This window comes from Gilliamella sp. wkB108, from assembly GCF_001690195.1.
GTDB lineage: Bacteria > Pseudomonadota > Gammaproteobacteria > Enterobacterales > Orbaceae > Gilliamella > Gilliamella apicola_L.
Window position 1 is genome coordinate 49,262 of sequence record NZ_LZGM01000007.1, and the last position, 20,704, is coordinate 69,965.

The window sequence follows — 20,704 nt, forward strand, 5'->3', positions numbered from 1 at the left end:
AGAAAAAATGCGTAATATAGCCGGCCTCAATTTGCTAAGCATTGGTGGGGTCTCATTAACTAACAATTTAATTGCGGCGCCAATGGCTGGAATTAGTGACAAACCATTTCGTAACTTGTGTTATCGTTTTGGTGCTGGCATGACGATTTCAGAAATGTTTTTAGCAAATTCAGATGTTTGGCATACCGATAAATCAGCGCTCAGGATGATTGCATCAAATGATGTGGGTATCCGTGCTGTACAAATTGTCGGTTCTGATCCTGACGAAATGGCTAAAGCGGCAGAATTTAATGTCAAACATGGCGCTCAGTTGATTGATATCAACATGGGTTGCCCAGCTAAAAAAGTCAATAAAAAATTGGCTGGATCTGCTTTAATGCAGTATCCAAAACTGATTGAAACTATTTTGCAAAAAGTTGTCGGTGCGGTTGATGTGCCAGTAACTTTAAAAACGCGGACTGGATGGGATAAAAATCATAGAAATTGCATTGAAATCGCACAAATTGCGCAGGATTGTGGAATAAAGGCGATTACTATTCACGGGCGCACTCGTGCATGCCTATTTAATGGTAAGGCAGAATATCAGTCAATCAAAGCAGTAAAAGAAAGTGTTTCTATTCCTGTAATTGCAAATGGCGATATTTCTACCCCAGAACAGGCAAAAGATGTTTTTCAATATACGCAAGCTGATGCTATAATGATCGGCCGAGCAGCTCAAGGGCGACCTTGGATATTCGAAGAAATTGCATTCTATTTAACACATGGAAAGTTACAGAAAGAGAAAACTATTGATGAAGTAGAGCAAGTCGTGTTAACACACCTTGAAGATCTTTATCAATTTTATGGAGAATACAAAGGATTAAGGATCGCCAGAAAGCATGTAAATTGGTATACCAAGAATTATGTTGATAGCGATCAATTTAGGCGCTTATTTAGTGTACTTAGCGATACAAGTGAGCAAGTTAAGGCACTGAAAGCATTTTTTAGTAAAATTAGAAACAACCAAAAGAGTTAAAAATACTATGTCAGAACAACGCGTTACAGCTGCAGCACTTAAATTTACAACTGTAAACTCACAAGACCAAATAACACAAAAACCTTTGCGAGATTCAGTAAAGCAGGCTTTAAAAAATTACTTATCACAACTAAGTGGTGAAGATCCTACTGATTTATATGAATTAGTGTTAGCTGAAGTTGAACACCCATTCCTTGATATGGTTATGCAATATACACGTGGCAATCAAACTCGAGCAGCCAATATGCTAGGTATCAATCGCGGAACTTTACGCAAAAAATTAAAACAATATGGAATGAGTTAGTTAATTACTATTAACATCTTGTTAATATATATAAAAGCACCTTACTCAAATGGTGCTTTTTATTTTTAACTAATAGTTACCTTTTTTACTTTCATAAATATCATTTAATAACAATAAGTAAGTGTTAGTTACCCCTGTTAACTTTTAGCATTAATACTGCAAATATTTTTTTCATTTTTATCCATGATTTTATGATATTACTGACAACCTTAATGTTAACATCTCCCTACTCCTTATTATTACATAATGAGTGATGATAATTACATTTGAGTCAAGTACTCTGCCAAAACAGGCTTAATTACCAAAATTAACAGCAATTCAGGCATAGAACTGTTTAATTAGTTAATCGATTTAATCGTTTCCCAACATAGATTATCCAGCTTCTGATCGATAGCGTTCTCTATTAATCTATAAGAGGTGAGTTAAAAATTGCCTGTGATTAACTGTTATTAAAACCCAATACCCTAACCTTTATAAGTCCAAATAATGGTGATCATAATTAAATTAACAAAAGCATCTTTAACCCAGTTGTTAAATCTATTTACTTGTTCTTTTTGAAGATATTTGTTTATTAAAAACGAATAACTATAATGATAATGAATTTTTAGTAAAAGTTTGCTAAAATGCGATGATTTTTAAATTATTTAATCTGGAGAATTTTATGGCAGGTCATAGTAAATGGGCCAATACCAAACACCGCAAAGCAGCACAAGATGCAAAGCGCGGTAAAATCTTTACTAAAATTATTCGTGAGTTAGTAACAGCAGCCAAAATAGGTGGTGGCGATCCAGCGTCAAATCCTCGTTTACGCGCAGCTATGGACAAAGCATTATCGAATAATATGACTCGTGATACCATGAATCGAGCCGTTGCTCGTGGTGTTGGTGGTGAAGACGATAGCAACATGGAAACCATTATCTATGAAGGCTATGGTCCAGCAGGTACAGCCGTCATGGTTGAGTGCTTAAGTGACAATCGTAATCGCACGGTATCTGAAGTTCGCCATGCATTTACCAAAACTGGTGGCAATTTAGGTACAGATGGTTCAGTTTCCTATCTTTTCACCAAAAAAGGCGTTATTTCTTACCCTATTGGTACTGATGAAGATAAAGTTATGGACGCAGCACTTGAAGCCGGAGCTGATGATGTTGTGACCTATGATGATGGTGCTATTGATGTATTTACTACCCCTGAGTCATTTGGCGAAATCAAAGATGCCCTTGATGCAGCTGGTTTAGTCGCTGAAGCGGCTGAAGTATCAATGATCCCCGCAACTAAGGTTGATCTTGATATTGAATCTGCACCAAAACTATTACGTCTGATTGATATGCTTGAAGATTGTGATGATGTACAAGAAGTTTACCATAACGGTGAAGTTTCAGACGAAGTTGCAGCAACACTTTAATGTCCATTATTCTTGGCATCGATCCAGGCTCTCGTTTGACGGGTTACGGTGTAATTCGTCAAACAGGACGTCAATTAACCTACCTTGGTAGCGGATGTATTCGTACCGCAGTTGAAGATCTCCCTACTCGCTTAAAACGTGTCTATGCTGGTGTTAGTGAAATTATTTTACAATTCCAACCAGATATGTTTGCCATTGAGCAAGTTTTCCTAGCTCATAATGCCGATTCTGCTTTAAAACTGGGGCAAGCTAGGGGCGCTGCGATTGTCGCTGCAGTAAATAATGATCTCCCCGTTTTTGAATATGCAGCTCGCTTAGTCAAACAAAGTGTCGTTGGTACTGGTGCTGCCGATAAAAAGCAAGTCCAACATATGGTAAAGCTATTATTAAAATTACCAGCAAGTCCACAGGCAGATGCTGCCGATGCCTTAGCTATTGCTATTACTCACGCTCACATAAGTCAACAATTAATCAAATCTCATAAATAAAACAGAGACTTTAATTTCACTTCATAACCTGATTCATGATTTATTTACTAAATCACTTTTAATATGCTATTGACCTTTAATTGATTACACCAATCTTATCTATCAAGGTAGCTATTTTTAGCTACACCAAACAAGTAATTAAAGAATTTACTTAAAAAAAATGCGCTAATCGAAATCAGCGCATTGTTTAAAATTAATTACCTATCTTCACGTTAAATTACTAGTCTTTAGGTAAATATTTTTGACTTGGTAAGACTACCTTATTCTTATGTTTAGTGAACATCTTAGTAATAAACAAGAAGAATAATGGTACGTAGAATATAGCTAAAAATGTAGCTGTTAACATTCCACCGATTACCCCTGTACCTACTGCATTTTGGCTAGCAGAGCCTGCACCGCTATTTAATGCTAATGGTAATACCCCAAGAATAAAGGCAAATGAGGTCATTAAAATTGGGCGTAAACGTAAACGACATGCCTCTAAAGTAGCATCAATTAGAGATTTACCTTCTTTTTCGAGAGCATCTTTTGCAAATTCTACAATCAAAATTGCGTTCTTAGCAGATAATCCCATAGTCGTTAATAGACCAACAATGAAGTATATATCGTTATCTAGTCCTCTAAACATAGTTGCAAACACAGTACCTAAAATACCAAGTGGAATAACAAATAGTATCGAAATCGGTACCGTCCAACTTTCGTATAATGCAGCTAATGATAAGAACACGACAATAAGCGAAATAATGTAAAGTGTAGTTGTTTGTGAACCAGTTTGACGTTCTTGATAAGAGATATCAGTCCAGTCAAAAGTAAAACCTTTTGGTAATTTTTTTGACAACTCTTCCATTATTGACATAGCCTGACCAGAACTTAAACCTGGAGCAGCTAGACCACTGATCCCCATTGCCGCAACACCATCATAGCGAACAAGTGAAGGTGAACCGTAACTTTTCGATGTGGTGGCAAAAGCATCATAAGGTACCATTTGACCGTTTTTGTTTTTAACATTCCAATAACTAAAATCATCAGGCAACATACGATAAGGTGCATCAGATTGTAAATAGACTTTTTTAACTCGGTTATTATAAACAAAGTCATCAATATATGCAGAACCTAAAGCGGTGGATAATACCGTATTTACACTACCTACTGAGACACCTAAAGCTTGAGCTGTTTCAAAATCAACATTAATTTTATACTGTGGTACATCAAGCATACTAGCTGGTCGTACTTGCTGTAGTGAAGGATGTTTTGAGGCCTCACCAAATATTTGGAAAAATGCCTGTACTAATGCATCATGACCTTGACCGGCACTATCTTTTAACATATAAGAGAAACCATTAGCCATACCTAATGATGGTACTGCTGGAACATTCAATGCAAAGATTCGCGCTTCGGTTAATGTAGATAAATACCTCATACCGCGACCAACTAACGCTTTCACTTTTTGATCTGCTCGTGGTCGCTCATTCCAATCTTTTAATCGAACAAATCCAAGTCCCATGTTTTGACCACGACCTACCATGCTGAAACCAGCAACGGTAAATATTTCTTTAACAGAGTCTTTTTCTTTTTCGGTGTAATATTGAGAAGCTTTATTTAAAACGCCCATAGTCTGTTCTAATGTAGCACCGGGTGGTAATTCTGCCATGATGATAATTACCCCCTGATCTTCATCAGGTAAGAAACCGGTAGGTAATCGGTTAAATCCAAATACTAATCCAACGACAATTAATACATAACAAACAAATGTTATTAATGGATAACGGATGACTTTTATTACACCTTTTTCATAAAGACGTAGACTTTTTTCGTAAAAACTATTGAACAAACCAAAGAACCATTTAGTGAAATTTGCACACCAACTAAATGGTGGAATTGATGCTAACTTATCAGCAAATGATTTTTTCTGGACTTTGTTTTTAGATGGTGCTTTTAAAATTTGAGCGCAAAGTGCCGGTGTTAACACAATTGCCATAATTACTGACAATGACATCGCTGTTACAATAGTGATTGAGAATTGGCGATAAATACCACCTGCGGCACCACCATAAAATGCCATTGGCACAAATACAGCGGATAACACTACAGCAATCCCGACTAGTGCTGAGGTGATTTGCTCCATCGATTTTACAGTTGCCTCATAAGGGGACAACCCTTCATCATGCATAATTCGCTCAACGTTTTCGATAACCACTATCGCATCATCGACCAATAAGCCGATAGCCAGTACCATAGCAAACATTGATAATGTGTTAATGGTAAATCCACAAATATACAGAATTGCAAAAGTACCTAATAATACAACCGGAACTGTTATGGTTGGTATCAATGTTGAACGAAGGTTCTGTAAAAATACATACATAACAATAACAACCAAAATGATCGCTTCAACCAATGTATGGATCACATTGCTGATAGAAAGCTTAACAAATGGCGTGGTATCATATGGATATGCATATTGAATATCTTCCGGGAAGATTTTAGATAATTCAGCAATTTTTTGGTCAACTTGATCGGAAGTATTTAACTGGTTAGCACCCGTTGCCAGATAAATCGCAAGACCTGCAGAAGCTTTACCATCATAACGTGAAATAAAATTATAATCCGATGCGCCAATTTCTACTTTCGCCACATCTTTTAACAAAATATTTGAACCGTCCGTATTAACCCTAACTAAGATGTTTTGGAACTGTTCAGGTGTTTTTAGACGAGATTGCGCAGTGATAGTGGCGTTAAGCGATTGTCCATTGGTCGCAGGTAATGCGCCTAATTGTCCGGCTGTTACTTGCGCATTTTGTGCTTGAACTGCTGCCGTAATTTCTTCAATGGATAAGTTAAAATAGTTTAATTTATTTGGATCTAACCAAATACGCATTGCATATTCAGAACCGAACAAAGTAGTATCACCAACACCTTGCACACGGCGAATAGGATCTTGTACAGTTGAATAAACAAAGTCAGCAATATCTGCCTGAGTTTTTTGTGGATTAGTTGAGTAAAAACCAATAACCTTCAAGAAGTTAGTATTATTTTTTGCAACAGACACACCATTTTTCTGCACGCTTTCAGGCAAACGAGATTTGATACTCTCAACCTTATTTAATACCTGCACTTGAGCAAAATCTGGATTAGTCCCTGGTGCAAAAGTCAATGTGGTTTGTACCACACCTTGAGCGCTACTGGTTGATTTCATATAAATCAAGTTATCAAGGCCAGTAAGATTTTGTTCAATTAACTGTGTTACAGTATTTTCGATAGTTTGCGCATCCGCGCCAGGGTAAGTAGCAGTAACGGTCACCGCTGGTGGTGCAATATCCGGATACTGTTCTACGGCCAAAAGCTTAATACATAAAGCGCCGCCCAGCATCATCATGATAGCAATTACCCATGCAAAAACAGGTCTATCAATAAAAAACTTAGCCATAATTCAATCTACCCCTGTTTTATTTCATAGTGTTTTTAGTGATATTATCTAACTGTTCTTGAGATAGAGTAGCCGGTTCGCCAACCATTTCACCTTGAATAGTTTGCCCCAATTCAACAGACGTTAAATTAAGTAATCCTGTTATAATGACTTGCTCTCCAACATCAATACCTTTAGTTACTATCCAATAACCACTTATACCCGTATAAACTTGGATATTTTGACGATATTCTATCGTATTGTCAGGTTTTAGAATTTTGGCTGTATATTGTCCTTGTTGGTTACTTGTTATACCCTGCTGTGGAACTAGTAGCGCATTTTTAATATAACCAAGCGTTAACTGTGGTTTAACGAACATACCCGGTAAAATCTTTCCTTCTTTATTTGGAAATTCTGAACGTAACGTAACGGTACCTGTTGTTTCATTAACTGAAATATCAGAGAATTTAATGTTACCAGGATAAGCATATTTAGAACCGTCATTAAAAAATAGATCTACATTATTGCCCGTAGCGGGTTCAAAAATGACATTTTCATCTTGCAGATATTTGTTATAACGAGTTGCCGCCTCAGTCATATCAACATAAATCGGATCTAGTTGTTGCACTAAAGCTAGCGGTGTTGATTGCCCTGCGGCAACTAAAGCACCTTCAGTGACACTAGATTTACCAATATAACCATCAATAGGGGAATATACTTTAGTATAATCTAAGTTTACTTTGGCAGTATGTTCTGCTGCTTGCGCAACAAGTACACTGGCATCAGCTTGTTTTGCATCGGCTGCTGCTTTATCGTAATCTTGTTGACTGATTGATTTTGTGGTTAATAAACCTGCGTAACGTTTTAAAGTCAACTGTGCAATATTTGCATTAGCTTTAGCACTCGCTACGCTTGCAACAGCACTATCATAGTTAGCTTGATAAATAGCAGGATCTATTTGATAAAGTGACTGACCAGCTTTAACATTAGAACTCTCTTCGAATTCTCGTTTTAATATAATACCGCCGACTTGAGGTCTAATCTCTGCAATTTGAGAAGCAACAACACGGCCTGGTAACGCAATTTTTAACGTATAATTTAGTGGTTGCACTTTGAATACAGTCACTTTCGGTATTTGACTATTACCACCTTGCGATTTGTTATTATCACAACTTGCTAATAAAAATAGGCTGGTTAACGCCACAGGCACTGTTAGTAATAGTTTGTTAAATCTCATATACAAATGACCTCAGTATAATAATTTTTGTTCTAGTTCTAGAAGAATTATTCTTATTTAAACGTAACCGAAGATTTTACAAAAATTATGCATAGATTGTAAGTATCTTTACATGTTAATAGCACAGAGTTCTAAAAATTCAATAACTCAGCTATCTTTTTGAAAAAATTATATTGATAATTATGATTATTTATGGAAATTAAAGTAATATACGTTTATTTTATTTATAGTGTTAAAAGTATCTTGAATAAAGTGGTATACTTAAAAGCTTGTAAGTTGATTGTGTCAATTAATTTTGATTAAATTAACTAAAAAATAGTAAATATTTTATATATTTGTACTCCGTAATCATTTTTGTTCAATAATATTTTTGAATGATTTGAGTCTATATTTAATTTAATTCTGAGATGGTTATTATGGATAATTTACGTATTGTTCTGATTGTTGTTGCGTCCTTGGTCATTGTTGCATTATTGATTCATGGATTTTGGATCAATAAGAAGGAACGTTCTGCTCTCTTTAATTCGGATAAAAAAGGAAAAATTACCACCCAAAATACTAAACATTTTGAAGACGACTATGTCAATGATTTTGTTGAAGACGAAGTCATTTTAATCAATCCGAAAGATAAAGATAAAAAAGACAATCATAGTACCGAAAATCGACTTCAAGAACCTGAACAAGAAAATAGACCATTGCAAGATGATTTATTTACTAGCAGTATTCAAGATGTCGAACCAGAAGTTGATAAAGAGCCTATTATAACTGTTCATCATGATAATAAAGATAATGGGCAATTAGATATAGAAGAACAGATTGAAACAAATAAATCGGCTGAAATTTTAGAAAAAACGCACAATCAGAAATCCGAACCTGAAGTTAAACATAATAAGCATCAATCATTAAAATTAGATGAAAAAACTAAAACTGAGATCATCGTGTTAAATGTAACAGGTTTAAATGGTAAATTGTTACAAGGTGATGTTTTATTAGCTAGCATTATGCAATCTGGATTTCAATTTGGTGATATGCGAATTTTTCATCGTCATGTTGATCCTGCCGGTAATGGTCCGGTGTTATTTAGTTTAGCCAATATGGTTAATCCTGGTTATCTCGATCCCGAAACTATGCATGAATTTACTACGCCTGGCGTATCTATTTTTATGGTGGCACCAACTGAAGGGAATAATCAGCAAAATTTCAAATTAATGCTCCAAACTGCCCAACGAATTGCTGATGATGTCAACGGAGTAGTATTGGATGATGAACATCATATGTTAACACCACAAAAAATTGATAGTTATAAAAATCGCATTAAAACAGTATGTAACGAGATGTAATCAATATATTTCAAATCTATTTGCACAATTTACCACCAATGATTAAAGTTGGTGGTAATGACAGAGTTTAGATCTAACGTATCATCTATTGCTTCACTAGTTATTATACATAGCGTATAGTCAAATGAAATTATTAGCTAAAACCAAAACTAAGAAGCCGTTTTATCAAATCATCTATATTTAAATATAAGAGTCCTTAATCATGTCACAATCAAATAATAAAACCGAAAACTCAACCAATCAGTTAGAATCAATTGAGCAAATAACCGAACAACTGACATCTTTACGTAACCTTATTCGACATCATGAATACCTCTACTATGTATTAGATGAACCACAAATCCCAGATGCAGAATATGATAAGTTAATTAAACAATTACAAACATTAGAATCTGAGCATCCCGATCTTATTACACCTGATTCACCAACACAGCGTGTTGGAGGAACACCTTTATCACAATTTGCATCAATTAGACATGAAATGCCGATGTTATCTTTGGATAATGTATTTGATGAAACGAGCTTTTTTGCCTTTAACAAACGGGTCAAAGACCGATTACATTTAAGTGAGAATGAGCATGTCGAATATTGTTGTGAACTAAAACTTGATGGATTAGCGGTCAGTTTGCTCTATGAAAATGGTCAGTTTGTACGAGCGGCAACACGTGGAGACGGTACGACGGGTGAGGATATTACAGCAAATGTTAGAACCATTAAAGTTATTCCTTTAGTATTACAAGGCGAAAATATCCCTACTCGTTTAGAGGTTCGTGGCGAAGTATTTATGACACATAAAGGGTTTGAAAAACTCAATGCTGATGCAGAAAAACGCAATGAAAAAATCTTTGCTAATCCAAGAAATGCTGCGGCTGGCTCTTTGCGACAATTAGATCCTAAAATCACATCCAAAAGACCCCTGACCTTTTTCTGTTATGGTGTAGGGATAGTGGAAGGTGCTATGCTACCTGATACTCATTATGCTCGTTTAATGCAATTTAAAGCTTGGGGATTACCTGTTAGCAATAAAGTACAAATACGTAAAGGTGCGCAAGATGCACTGGATTATTTTAAGCAAATTGGTGAAGAACGAATGTCCCTCGATTTTGATATCGACGGAGTGGTAATAAAAGTGAATCAAATTGAGCAACAACAAGAGTTAGGTTTTGTTGCTCGCGCACCTCGTTGGGCTACTGCTTTTAAATTTCCAGCGCAAGAACAAGTAACCCAACTGAACAAAGTAGATTTTCAAGTAGGAAGAACGGGTGCAATTACACCGGTAGCAAGACTTGAGCCTGTATCAGTAGCCGGTGTTATAGTCAGTAATGCCACTTTGCATAATAGTGACGAAATAGCGCGTTTAGGGGTTCGTGAGGGTGATTATGTCACCATTCGCCGTGCTGGTGATGTTATTCCCAAAATTGTTGCAGTACTATTAGATCGTCGCCCAGCTGATACTAAAGAGATCATCTTCCCAACTCACTGTCCAATATGTGGATCGTTAATCGTCAGAGATGAAGGTCAAGCCATATCTCGCTGTGCTGGTGGATTAATTTGCCCGGCACAACGTAAAGAAGCTTTAAAACACTTTGTGTCTCGTCGAGCAATGAATGTAGATGGTATGGGCGATCGGATCATTGAACAATTAGTTGATAAAGATTATGTTAAAACACCTGCTGATCTTTATAAACTAAATGTCCCTACCCTATGCTCATTAGATAAAATTGGTGAAAAATCTGCCAATAACTTAATTAAGGCTCTTGATAATTCTAAAAATACAACCTTAAGTCGTTTTATTTTTGCCTTGGGTATTCCGAATGTTGGCGAAGTGACTGCCGAAAATCTGGTTAACCAACTAGGCAATTTACCAGCAATTGAAAATGCGACCTTAGAACAATTACAAACCGTCAATGATATAGGCGTTGTCATAGCTGAAAGCATCATTGACTTTTTTCAAGAGCCACATAATCGCAATGTGATAGAACAGTTGACCAGCGACGAAATTGGTATTCATTGGCAAGATATCGATTTACAAGCAAAACCGACGACAACCGATTCGCCATTTTCTGGTAAAACAGTCGTTTTGACCGGAACATTATCGGTTTTAACTCGTGATGAAGCCAAAAATAAATTGAAGCAATTAGGAGCAAAAGTGACTGGTAGTGTATCGAAAAATACTGACCTTGTTATTGCTGGGGAATCCGCAGGCTCAAAATTAGATAAAGCGCAAGAACTTAATATTAAAGTTATTGACGAACAAGAAATGTTACGCCTTTTGGCTGAATAAATGTACACTATAGTTAAATTTGTTAAGTTATTATTTAAAAATAACTCGCAACAAAACTAAGGAGAGAGTTATGCCATTATTAGATAGTTTTAAAGTTGATCACACCAAAATGAAAGCGCCTTTTGTCCGCGTTGCTAAAACGATGAAAACACCTAAAGGTGATAACATTACTGTTTTTGATCTTCGCTTTACCATTCCTAATAAAGCGCAGTTACCTGAAAAAGGTATTCACACTTTAGAGCATTTATTTGCTGGGTTTATGAGAGATCATTTAAATAGCGATAACGTTGAAATCATTGATATTTCACCCATGGGATGCCGGACTGGATTTTATATGAGTTTAATTGGCAAACCGAATGAATCTCAGGTGATAGCGGCTTGGTTAAAATCAATGCATGATGTATTAAATGTAAAATCACAAAAAGAGATCCCAGAATTAAATGAGTATCAATGCGGTAGTTATAAAATGCATTCATTAGATGAAGCAAAAGCAATTGCCGAAAAAATTATTCAATCAGGTATTGGTATCTGTCATAATCAGGATATTGCATTGACAGATGCGCAATTAGCCCAAATTAATCAATAAGGAAATAGTATGCCAAATGTTGTTATTGACTTTCTGGAAGGTCGCAGTGTAGAGCAAAAAAGGGAAATGGCCAAACGAGTAACTGATGCAATTGTTGAAACACTTAATTGTAAACGTGAAGCCGTACAAATTATTATGCACGAAATCACGAAAGATCAGATTGCCAATGGTGGTGTTTTGCGAAGTGATAAAGATTAATTAAAGTACTCATTAAGAGACAAAATTAATTCGCTTAATCTTCGCTTTAACTTTATGATATTTTAGTAAAAAAAGCGTTACCGTTTCGCATAATAACAAACCCCAAAAAGCTAATATAGCAATTTGGGGTTATTTTATTCGGTAATCACTTACTTAAAAAAGTAAATCACAATGCGGTGGCAAAATTCAGATACAAACACGAATTTGTTATTCACAAAAATTAATGTCCATTATGATGTAGATGAAGTAAATGCCCCATTTTAGCGACTTTGGTTTCTAAATAGTGTTCATTATAAGGATTCTCACCGACCTCTAAAGGAATTCGTTCCGTTATTTTTATACCAGAATTTTCCAGTACTTTTACTTTTTCTGGATTATTAGTTAGCAAACGGATTTGTTTAACACCAAGTAATGTCAACATATCAGCACAAAGTAAAAAATTACGTTCATCAGCAGCAAAACCCAATTGTTCGTTAGCTTCAACTGTATCAAGCCCTTGATCTTGCAATGCATAGGCTTTAATTTTGTTAATTAAACCGATATTACGACCTTCTTGTCGGTGATAAATCAAAATTCCTCTACCTTCTTTACCAATTTGCTTTAATGCGCTTTCTAACTGAAATCCACAATCACAGCGTAAACTAAAAAGTGCATCTCCCGTTAAACACTCTGAATGGATCCGCGTAAGAATAGGGGTTGATTGTGTTATATCACCTAATACAAGCGCAGCATGATCTTTACCTGTTGCAATTTCCTCAAAGCCGACAATAGTGAAGCTCCCCCATGGGGTAGGGAGTTTCGCTTGTGTAACACGTCTTAATTGCATTATTATCTCCACTTTTGACAAAAACATAGATAAGAAAAGTTAAATACAATCGATTATCTATGTTAAAATAATCACACTTTGTGCGTAAGTTGGGTTAATAAATGGGGCTAATTATAAAAAAAACAATAGCCACACTGGTAATTTTTTTGGTTGTACCACTAGCAATTATTGCTATGGATTGGGCTTGGCATCCTGGCTCATTAAATAGTACTTCAAAATATTTTTATTGGATCACCGAAACAGCTAGTTATCCTTGGGCAATAATTTCATCAATACTTTTCTTTATGTTATTTTGTATATTAATGCCAGTAAAAACCAAAAAAAAGATGTTTTTTTTGTGGATTATATTAGTCAGTGCAATTTTAGCTGGTCAAGTAATAAAAAGTATTATTAAATATAAGTTTGCAGAACCTAGACCCTATGTTGTATGGCTAGCCAATGAATATAAAATCAATGATAAACAGTTTTATTCGCTACCAAAATCAGAAAGAAAACAAGTTATACATGAATTATTTACGAATAATTCCACCACAATACCTAATTGGTTGTATTCACATTGGGAGGAGGAAACCGGTTATTCATTTCCTTCTGGACATACACTATTTGTGACAACTTGGGCTTTTCTGGCTATAGCAATATTTGGATTTAAACGCCATTACTTGGTGGTAAGTGCAATTATTTTATGGGCTTTACTCATTGAAATCAGTCGATTAACGCTAGGAATGCATCGTCCAAGTGATTTAGTTTTAGGTACTTGTATTGCTTGGTGTATTACATTAATCTGCTATTTTTATGCAAAAAAATGGCATATAGTAGCAACATAATGTTTTTATTGTACTTAAATTTGTCAAAAAGTTTCAGGTTAAATAGACGTTTGAGTAAAAAAACAATGTAAAAAGGTCAACTTTATGAAATTTGTTATATTGGTTATATTGATCATCATCATTTTTGCCCTATCTATTGCTGTAGGTTCGGCTAATGATCAAGTTGTCACATTCAATTATTTAATTGCTAAAACTGAACTTCGACTCTCTGTTTTACTGGCAATTTTATTTGGTTCTGGATTCATTGTTGGTTGGTTACTAACCGGTTACTTTTTTGTGAAAAGTAAATTAAAACATGCGGTAACTAAACGAAAACTGAATAAATTACAGAAAAAATATGATGAAGATATGGCTTCACAGCAAAAAACAAATTTAACCCAAACCAATTAAGAATAGACTATTATGTTTGAGCTGTTATTTCTGTTACTACCAATTGCCGCTGCATATGGTTGGTATATGGGAGACAGGAATGCAAAACAAAAATATTCCAATGAATCAAATCGACTATCACGCGAATATGTAGATGGCCTAAACTTCCTTTTATCCAATCAAAAGGATAAAGCGGTTGATCTCTTCTTAGATATGGTAAAAGAAGATGAAGGCACACTTGAAGCTCACTTAACATTGGGTAATTTATTCCGATCACGAGGTGAAGTAGATAGAGCTATTCGCATTCATCAAGCATTAATGGAAAGTTCATCGTTAACCTTTGAGCAACGTCTTTTAGCCATTCAGCAACTTGGGCGCGATTATATGGTTGCAGGTTTTTATGACCGGGCAGAAGATATGTTTTTACAGCTGATTGATGAAGAGGATTTTCAACAATCAGCATTACAACAACTTATCATCATATATCAATCCACTAGCGAATGGATCAATGCAATTAATACAGCAATTAAACTGGTTAAACTTGGAAATACCAAATATAAAACTGATATTGCTCAATTTTATTGCGAACTAGCATCACTGGCAATTGCCAATGATGACCTCGAAAAAGCTTATAGTTTGTTACAAAAATCAGCCAATACTGATGCCAAATGCGCCCGTACCTCTTTAATGCTTGGGCGAGTTCTTATGGTGCAAGATAAAACTGAACAAGCTATCGCCTCTTTTAAACAAATTTTAGAGCAAGATAAAGCCTTTATTGGTGAAGCGCTACCATTATTAAAAGAGTGCTATATAAAATTACAAAAAGAAGATGAATTCCAACAATTCCTACTATTATGTGTTGAGCAAGACACTGGCAATACCGCTGAACTCATGCTTGCCGATATTATAGAAAAGCAAAAAGGTTTAGATGCAGCACAATATTACATGTATCGAGAGTTACTTAAACATCCAAATTTAAAAGGATTTTATCGATTAATGGATTATCATGTTGCCGATGCTGAAGAAGGTCGAGCCAAAGAGAGTTTATTATTATTACGCAACATGGTGGGGGAACAAATAAAAGCGGTTCCTAACTATCGTTGTAAAAAATGTGGTTTCACGGTTAATTCCATTTACTGGTTATGCCCTGCTTGCCGTTCTTGGTCAACTATCAAACCTGTCCGTGATTTTGAACAACATTCAGATGAATAAAAAGAGTTTTTTATGTTTTTAATCGATTCTCACTGTCATTTAGATAGTTTAGATTATAATAACAAATCCATTAATGATGTAATGCAAGAAGCTATTAACAATGATGTTAAACATTGTTTAAGTGTAGCCACTACCCTTTCTGGCTATCAATCAATGAAACAGATGCTTACACCATATCAAAATCAATGTTCATACTCGTGCGGTATTCATCCTCTTAATCTCGATGATGAAGATTATAATGCTGAGCGATTTGAAACCTTAGCACAAGAAGAAAATGTTGTTGCGCTTGGTGAAACTGGTCTGGATTACTATTACCAACAAGATAATATTGAATTACAGCAATTCATCTTTCGGGAACATATTCGTTTAGGACGAAAATTAAATAAACCGGTCATAGTTCACACCCGTAATGCCCGACAAGACACATTAACAATATTGAAAGAAGAACAGGTTAAATCAGGTGTTTTACACTGTTTTACTGAAGATATAGAAACAGCCAAGCAATTATTAGATTTAGGATTTTATATCTCTTTTTCAGGTATTATTACTTTTAAAAATGCTGAAAGCTTACGTGAAGTGGCTAAATATGTACCACTGGATCGCATCTTAGTTGAAACCGATTCACCTTATCTCGCACCAGTGCCATATCGAGGTAAGGAAAATCAACCTGCTTATGTCCGGCAAGTTGCTCAATATCTATCTGCCTTAAAAGGAGTTTCTTTAGAGCTAATTGCAAACCAAACCACTAAAAATTTTTGTCAATTATTCAATTATAAAGGGGTGTTAAATGAATAATAAGTTAACTATCGACTGGGATAATTTTCTAACCAACTATTGGCAAAAAAAGCCGGTTATTTTACGTGATGCTTTTGCTAATTTTATCGATCCAATTACCCCTGATGAGCTAGCTGGTCTAGCCATGGAAGAAGAGATCGAAAGTCGCATTGTGACAAACAAAAATGGCATATGGGATGCAAAATTTGGTCCTTTCATTGATTTTAATAATTTAGGTGAAGATCATTGGAGTTTATTAGTCCAAGCCGTTGATCATTGGCACGAACCTGCAGCAACCTTGGTTGAACCATTTAAATGCATTCCACAATGGCAATTTGAAGATTTGATGATTTCATACGCGACACAAGGTGCAGGTGTAGGCCCTCACATTGATAATTATGATGTATTTATTATCCAAGGTATGGGATGCCGACACTGGAAAGTTGGAGATCGTAATCCAAATTATAAACAATTTAGTGCGCATAAAGCATTATTACATGTTGAAGATTACCAACCTATTATTGATGAAGAGTTAACCGCGGGTGATATTTTGTATATCCCAATTGGATTCCCACATAATGGCGTATCAATTGGAGAATCATTGAGTTATTCAGTTGGATTTAGAACACAAACATCGCAAGATCTTTTAAGCGGTTTTGCCGATTATGTCATTGACAACTTGCCTAATGGCATATTTTACCAAGATCCTAATCTAAAATTACCTACTGATCCTTATCGAATTCAACCTTATGAATTGGCCAAATTACAAGATCAAATGATCGAATTAATTAAAACACCAGCACTCTTTAATGACTGGTTTGGTAAATATATTACCTTACCTATGCATGAACTGAATATCATCCCTGTTGAACCACCTTATGAATATGACGAATTTGAATCACTATTACAATCAGGTGTGGCATTATATCGCGTACCAAGTATCCGCATCCTTAAAATTGGTGATATCGGTTATATTCATGGTGAGAAGATAGATCTCCCTATGGCAATTATCGATGTACTATGTGAGAGTGAAGTTCTTTACTACGAACAGTTACAAGATGATATTACTCTCGAAGTTATGCTCAATTTGGTCAATAAAGGCTACTGGTACTTTACTGAAGAATAATGCTTATATTTCCGCCGATTTCACTCTCGGCGGAAAATTCTGATTATTATAAAAAAATGACTGGTTAATCTTCCATTATTACTTCCTGCTCCTAGCACCGGGATAATTCTCACCTTAATATAATCACCTAAATTGTCACTTAAATTACAGATAGATTAATTACAAACATTTCACTTTAACAATAAATGGAATATCTAATCATAAAAAACCTATTTGCTGGCGAGCTTTTCATTTGGATTTTAAAGCAATTAAGTATATACTTTCCACCGCTTTTAATCCCCCACCTGCTTAATGATAAATTAAACATCTGCAAAAGACTTATTTTAAGCAACTATCTATCTTCAACAACTAGAGGTAAACATGAAAACTGAAGCAGACTTGGTCAAGCAAGCTGAAAGTGAAAGCGAACACACAACCCCTTATCAAAAGAAAACGCTTTTTGCATCGACAGTCGGTTATGCATTAGATGGCATGGATATGATGATTTTAGGTGTCTGTTTTAACCTAATTGCCATTACCTTTAATCTCACTAAAACAGATCTAGGTACTCTAACCTCTGTCACTTTATTAGGTGCGGTATTGGGCGGCATCTTTTTTGGAATATTAGCGGATAAATATGGTCGAGTAAGAGTCTTTTCATGGACTATTTTAATCTTCTCTCTTTTTACTGGTCTATGTGCTATCTCACCTAATTATGAAAGTTTTTTAATTTTTCGTTTTTTAAGTGGCCTGGGTTTAGGTGGTGAATTTGGGATTGGCATGACTTTAGTGTCGGAAAGTTGGCCTAAAAATAAACGTTCAAGAGCTACAGCTATTGTCGCTTTAGGTTTCCAAGTGGGTATTATTTTAGCCGCATTAACGGTTAACTTTGTTGGTGAAATTCATGGCTGGCGTTGGGCTTTTGCTATGGGTGTATTACCTGCCCTATTTGTAGCTTGGACGCGCAAAGGTTTAAAAGAGCCTGAAATTTGGCAAAATATCAAAGACCAAAATAAAAACAAAGTTGCGATTGGAAAACTCTTCAAAAATCCAAGAACAACCGCTACCACCATTGGGCTAACTATCGCTTGTGCTGTACAGAATTTTGGCTTTTATGGACTTATGGTTTGGATGCCCAACATGATTGCAACTGAGCTTAAATTACCTTTTAAAAATACCATGAACTGGACAATTTCAACCACTATCGGTATGTCGCTTGGAATTCTAATTTTTGGTTGGTTATGTGACAAATTCGGGCGTCGTCCTTCATATATTGTATTTTTACTTGTTTCCGCGGTATCCATTTGGTTCTATTTCCACCAAACTAATATGCTTGTTTTAATTATTTTTGGCTCTGCCATTGGTTTTTTTGTCAATGGCATGATGGGTGGGTATGGCGCATTACTTGCTGAACACTATCCTACTGATGCACGATCTAGCGCGGAAAATATTATTTTTAATGTTGGTCGTGGTATTGCTGGTGTTTCACAAGTTCTTATTGCTTATTTAGCAACAGTTTATTCGATTAGTTATGCTTTAGCTTTACTTTCTGCTACTTATTTAGTATCAGCCTTAGCTTTTGTATTTTTAATACCGGAAACTAAAGGTAAATCATTAGAGTAATCAGCATACAAAAAAACAGGGCTGACGCCCTGTTATTTATTAGCTGAATTTTCCTTACAATCACTTGGTTTCATATCAAGAGTCAAGACTTTTTCATCATTGATATAGTAATTATGGCTGGCTCCATCTGGAAATATAAGCCTTAACGCGGCCATACTTGTACCGTTTCCACAATAAATGGTAAGCAAATTATTCAATCTAGCTTTTTGATTATCTTCATTTTGCAAAACGTCCTTAGTTATTCCTTTTATTGCATATTTATAATCGATGATGTTATTACCTTTTGATAAATCAACCAACGTTGTATTCTCATCAAACACTACCGGTAAATTTTGTTTAAAAACTTTAATCACTTCATCTTGAGCTAGACTGTAATTACCCTCTTTAAACTTACTCAATGCAGCTTCGCTTTCTGATTTTGTTTGGTCATATAAACTCTTTATTTTGTCATTAACATCGGAACTTGTTTGTTCAACTTTTTGCTTAATGTCATTTACAGTCGATTTCGAATTATCACAATTAACTAACATAAGTCCCATTACTGCCAATGTTATTAGATTAAAAATTTTCATTATTTTGCCCTTATTAAACAGGTATTGAATATTGATACTATTATCTATTTTATAATAGAGTGATTTTTTAAATTAAATTTAGCGCCAAAATTACAGCAATAGAAGAGCATGAAACCGCTCTTCTACAATGGAAATGATTCATTAATTTGTATGCAAACCACCTGTCACGCCATATGTTTCAGCCGTTGTATAACTTGATTCTTCTGAAGCTAAATGAACATAGACGCCTGCAAGTTCAACAGGTTGACCTGCTCGTTCTAATGGTGTTTGTTTACCAAACTCTGGTATAACATCACTAGGTTGGCCACCACAAATTTGTAATGGTGTCCATACAGGTCCCGGTGCAACACAGTTGACACGAATACCTTTATGGCCTAATTGTTTGGCTAAACCACGGGTAAAAGCAATGATTGCTGATTTAGTAGAGGCATAATCTAAGAGATTACCACTTGGTTGGAAAGCTTGAACAGATGAAGTTGTAATAATGGTTGAACCTGGTTTTAAATAACTTAGCGCCGCTTTGGTTACCCAAAAGAGTGAAAATACATTGATCTCAAATGTTTTTTTAAGCTGCTCGGTGGTAAGTTCCATAATATCTTCAACGGCTGTTTGCTTGCCAGCAACTAACGTTAAATTATCTAATCCACCAAGTTTATGATGTGCTTCTTCAACTAATTTTTTACAAAAAGCTTCATCACTTAAATCACCCGGAATTAATACCGCTTTACGGCCAGCAGCTTCAATGACTTTTGCTACCTCTTCCGCATCTTTTTGCTCATGTGGAAGGTAATTTACCGCCACATCAGCCCCTTCTTTTGCATAGGCAATCGCAGCAGCTCGACCAATACCGGAATCTCCACCGGTAACTAACATTTTTCGACCTTCTAAACGTTGATGACCTTTATAGCTTTTTTCGCCACAATCAGGAACAGGTGACATTTCACATTGTAATCCCGGAGCTGCTTGTTTTTGTTTTGGAAATTTATCGTGATAATATTTTGAAAGCGGATTGCATATTTGTTTACTCATTATTTTCTCCTAAGTTAGAGACGAATGGAATGTAAAGTTAATATAAATTAAATAAAATCAATCACTAAAATAAAACCCCATTAATCACTTCATTTTATTACATTAAG

19 protein-coding genes are annotated in these 20,704 nt (G+C 35.4%); 14 read left to right on the forward strand and 5 right to left on the reverse strand.

The features are described from left to right. The first annotated feature begins 7 nt into the window (after window positions 1-7). The 4 genes from dusB (at window position 8) to ruvC (ending at window position 3,212) form a co-directional block, all read left to right on the forward strand. On the forward strand, window positions 8-1,015 hold the full coding sequence (gene dusB / locus A9G11_RS00365) for a tRNA dihydrouridine synthase DusB (RefSeq protein ID WP_065617557.1): 1,008 nt from the start codon (window positions 8-10) through the stop codon (window positions 1,013-1,015). A 7-nt stretch (window positions 1,016-1,022) separates the two neighbouring features. Further along, entirely contained in the window at window positions 1,023-1,319 is a 297-nt protein-coding gene (fis, locus tag A9G11_RS00370) for a DNA-binding transcriptional regulator Fis (RefSeq protein ID WP_065617558.1), read from the forward strand. A gap of 661 nt (window positions 1,320-1,980) precedes the next feature. Further along, window positions 1,981-2,724 (forward strand): YebC/PmpR family DNA-binding transcriptional regulator, encoded by a 744-nt coding sequence (locus A9G11_RS00375; protein WP_065617559.1) that lies wholly within the window; start codon window positions 1,981-1,983, stop codon window positions 2,722-2,724. Continuing rightward, window positions 2,724-3,212: a crossover junction endodeoxyribonuclease RuvC gene (ruvC, locus tag A9G11_RS00380; RefSeq protein WP_065617560.1), complete on the forward strand. Its 489-nt coding sequence runs from the start codon at window positions 2,724-2,726 to the stop codon at window positions 3,210-3,212. The genes A9G11_RS00375 and ruvC overlap by 1 nt, the downstream gene beginning before the upstream one ends. A gap of 220 nt (window positions 3,213-3,432) precedes the next feature. Here the strand turns inward: ruvC and A9G11_RS00385 are convergent, their stop codons facing one another. Next, window positions 3,433-6,639, reverse strand: a complete 3,207-nt coding sequence (locus A9G11_RS00385; protein WP_065617561.1) for an efflux RND transporter permease subunit — start codon at window positions 6,637-6,639, stop codon at window positions 3,433-3,435. Between the two features lie 19 nt (window positions 6,640-6,658). Continuing rightward, the gene (locus tag A9G11_RS00390) at window positions 6,659-7,855 is read right to left on the reverse strand and encodes an efflux RND transporter periplasmic adaptor subunit (RefSeq protein ID WP_065617562.1); all 1,197 of its coding nucleotides are present in this window, start codon (window positions 7,853-7,855) and stop codon (window positions 6,659-6,661) included. A 416-nt stretch (window positions 7,856-8,271) separates the two neighbouring features. Between A9G11_RS00390 and zipA the strand changes: the two genes are divergently transcribed. The 4 genes from zipA to A9G11_RS00410 all read left to right on the forward strand — a co-directional run bounded on the left by zipA (window position 8,272) and on the right by A9G11_RS00410 (window position 12,263). Then, window positions 8,272-9,195 carry a cell division protein ZipA gene (zipA, locus tag A9G11_RS00395; protein WP_176701214.1) on the forward strand — a complete coding sequence of 308 codons (924 nt, stop codon included), beginning with the start codon at window positions 8,272-8,274 and terminating at the stop codon, window positions 9,193-9,195. A 253-nt stretch (window positions 9,196-9,448) separates the two neighbouring features. Beyond that, window positions 9,449-11,479 carry an NAD-dependent DNA ligase LigA gene (gene ligA / locus A9G11_RS00400; RefSeq protein WP_442902957.1) on the forward strand — a complete coding sequence of 677 codons (2,031 nt, stop codon included), beginning with the start codon at window positions 9,449-9,451 and terminating at the stop codon, window positions 11,477-11,479. A 70-nt stretch (window positions 11,480-11,549) separates the two neighbouring features. Next, complete coding sequence (luxS, locus tag A9G11_RS00405) at window positions 11,550-12,065, forward strand: S-ribosylhomocysteine lyase (protein WP_065617564.1); 516 nt, start codon at window positions 11,550-11,552, stop codon at window positions 12,063-12,065. A 9-nt stretch (window positions 12,066-12,074) separates the two neighbouring features. Then, window positions 12,075-12,263: a 2-hydroxymuconate tautomerase gene (locus A9G11_RS00410; protein WP_065617565.1), complete on the forward strand. Its 189-nt coding sequence runs from the start codon at window positions 12,075-12,077 to the stop codon at window positions 12,261-12,263. A 220-nt stretch (window positions 12,264-12,483) separates the two neighbouring features. On the opposite strand, the gene ribA is transcribed toward A9G11_RS00410, so the two are convergent. Next, the gene (ribA, locus tag A9G11_RS00415) at window positions 12,484-13,089 is read right to left on the reverse strand and encodes a GTP cyclohydrolase II (protein WP_065617566.1); all 606 of its coding nucleotides are present in this window, start codon (window positions 13,087-13,089) and stop codon (window positions 12,484-12,486) included. A gap of 101 nt (window positions 13,090-13,190) precedes the next feature. Between ribA and A9G11_RS00420 the strand changes: the two genes are divergently transcribed. The 6 genes from A9G11_RS00420 (at window position 13,191) to A9G11_RS00445 (ending at window position 18,996) form a co-directional block, all read left to right on the forward strand. Next, the gene (locus tag A9G11_RS00420; protein WP_065617567.1) at window positions 13,191-13,913 is read left to right on the forward strand and encodes a phosphatase PAP2 family protein; all 723 of its coding nucleotides are present in this window, start codon (window positions 13,191-13,193) and stop codon (window positions 13,911-13,913) included. Window positions 13,914-13,997: 84 nt separating this feature from the next. After that, window positions 13,998-14,303: a LapA family protein gene (locus tag A9G11_RS00425; protein WP_065617568.1), complete on the forward strand. Its 306-nt coding sequence runs from the start codon at window positions 13,998-14,000 to the stop codon at window positions 14,301-14,303. Window positions 14,304-14,315: 12 nt separating this feature from the next. Beyond that, complete coding sequence (gene lapB / locus A9G11_RS00430) at window positions 14,316-15,494, forward strand: lipopolysaccharide assembly protein LapB (RefSeq protein ID WP_065617569.1); 1,179 nt, start codon at window positions 14,316-14,318, stop codon at window positions 15,492-15,494. 12 nt (window positions 15,495-15,506) lie between these two features. Continuing rightward, entirely contained in the window at window positions 15,507-16,289 is a 783-nt protein-coding gene (locus A9G11_RS00435) for a YchF/TatD family DNA exonuclease (protein WP_065617570.1), read from the forward strand. Beyond that, window positions 16,282-17,394 (forward strand): ribosomal protein uL16 3-hydroxylase, encoded by a 1,113-nt coding sequence (locus tag A9G11_RS00440; RefSeq protein ID WP_065617571.1) that lies wholly within the window; start codon window positions 16,282-16,284, stop codon window positions 17,392-17,394. Before A9G11_RS00435 ends, A9G11_RS00440 begins: the two co-directional genes overlap by 8 nt. Window positions 17,395-17,754: 360 nt before the next feature. Further along, window positions 17,755-18,996, forward strand: a complete 1,242-nt coding sequence (locus tag A9G11_RS00445; protein WP_065617572.1) for an MFS transporter — start codon at window positions 17,755-17,757, stop codon at window positions 18,994-18,996. Between the two features lie 32 nt (window positions 18,997-19,028). On the opposite strand, the gene A9G11_RS00450 is transcribed toward A9G11_RS00445, so the two are convergent. After that, complete coding sequence (locus A9G11_RS00450) at window positions 19,029-19,568, reverse strand: hypothetical protein (protein WP_065617573.1); 540 nt, start codon at window positions 19,566-19,568, stop codon at window positions 19,029-19,031. A 141-nt stretch (window positions 19,569-19,709) separates the two neighbouring features. Continuing rightward, window positions 19,710-20,597: an SDR family oxidoreductase gene (locus A9G11_RS00455; RefSeq protein WP_065617574.1), complete on the reverse strand. Its 888-nt coding sequence runs from the start codon at window positions 20,595-20,597 to the stop codon at window positions 19,710-19,712. Between the last annotated feature and the right edge of the window lie 107 nt (window positions 20,598-20,704).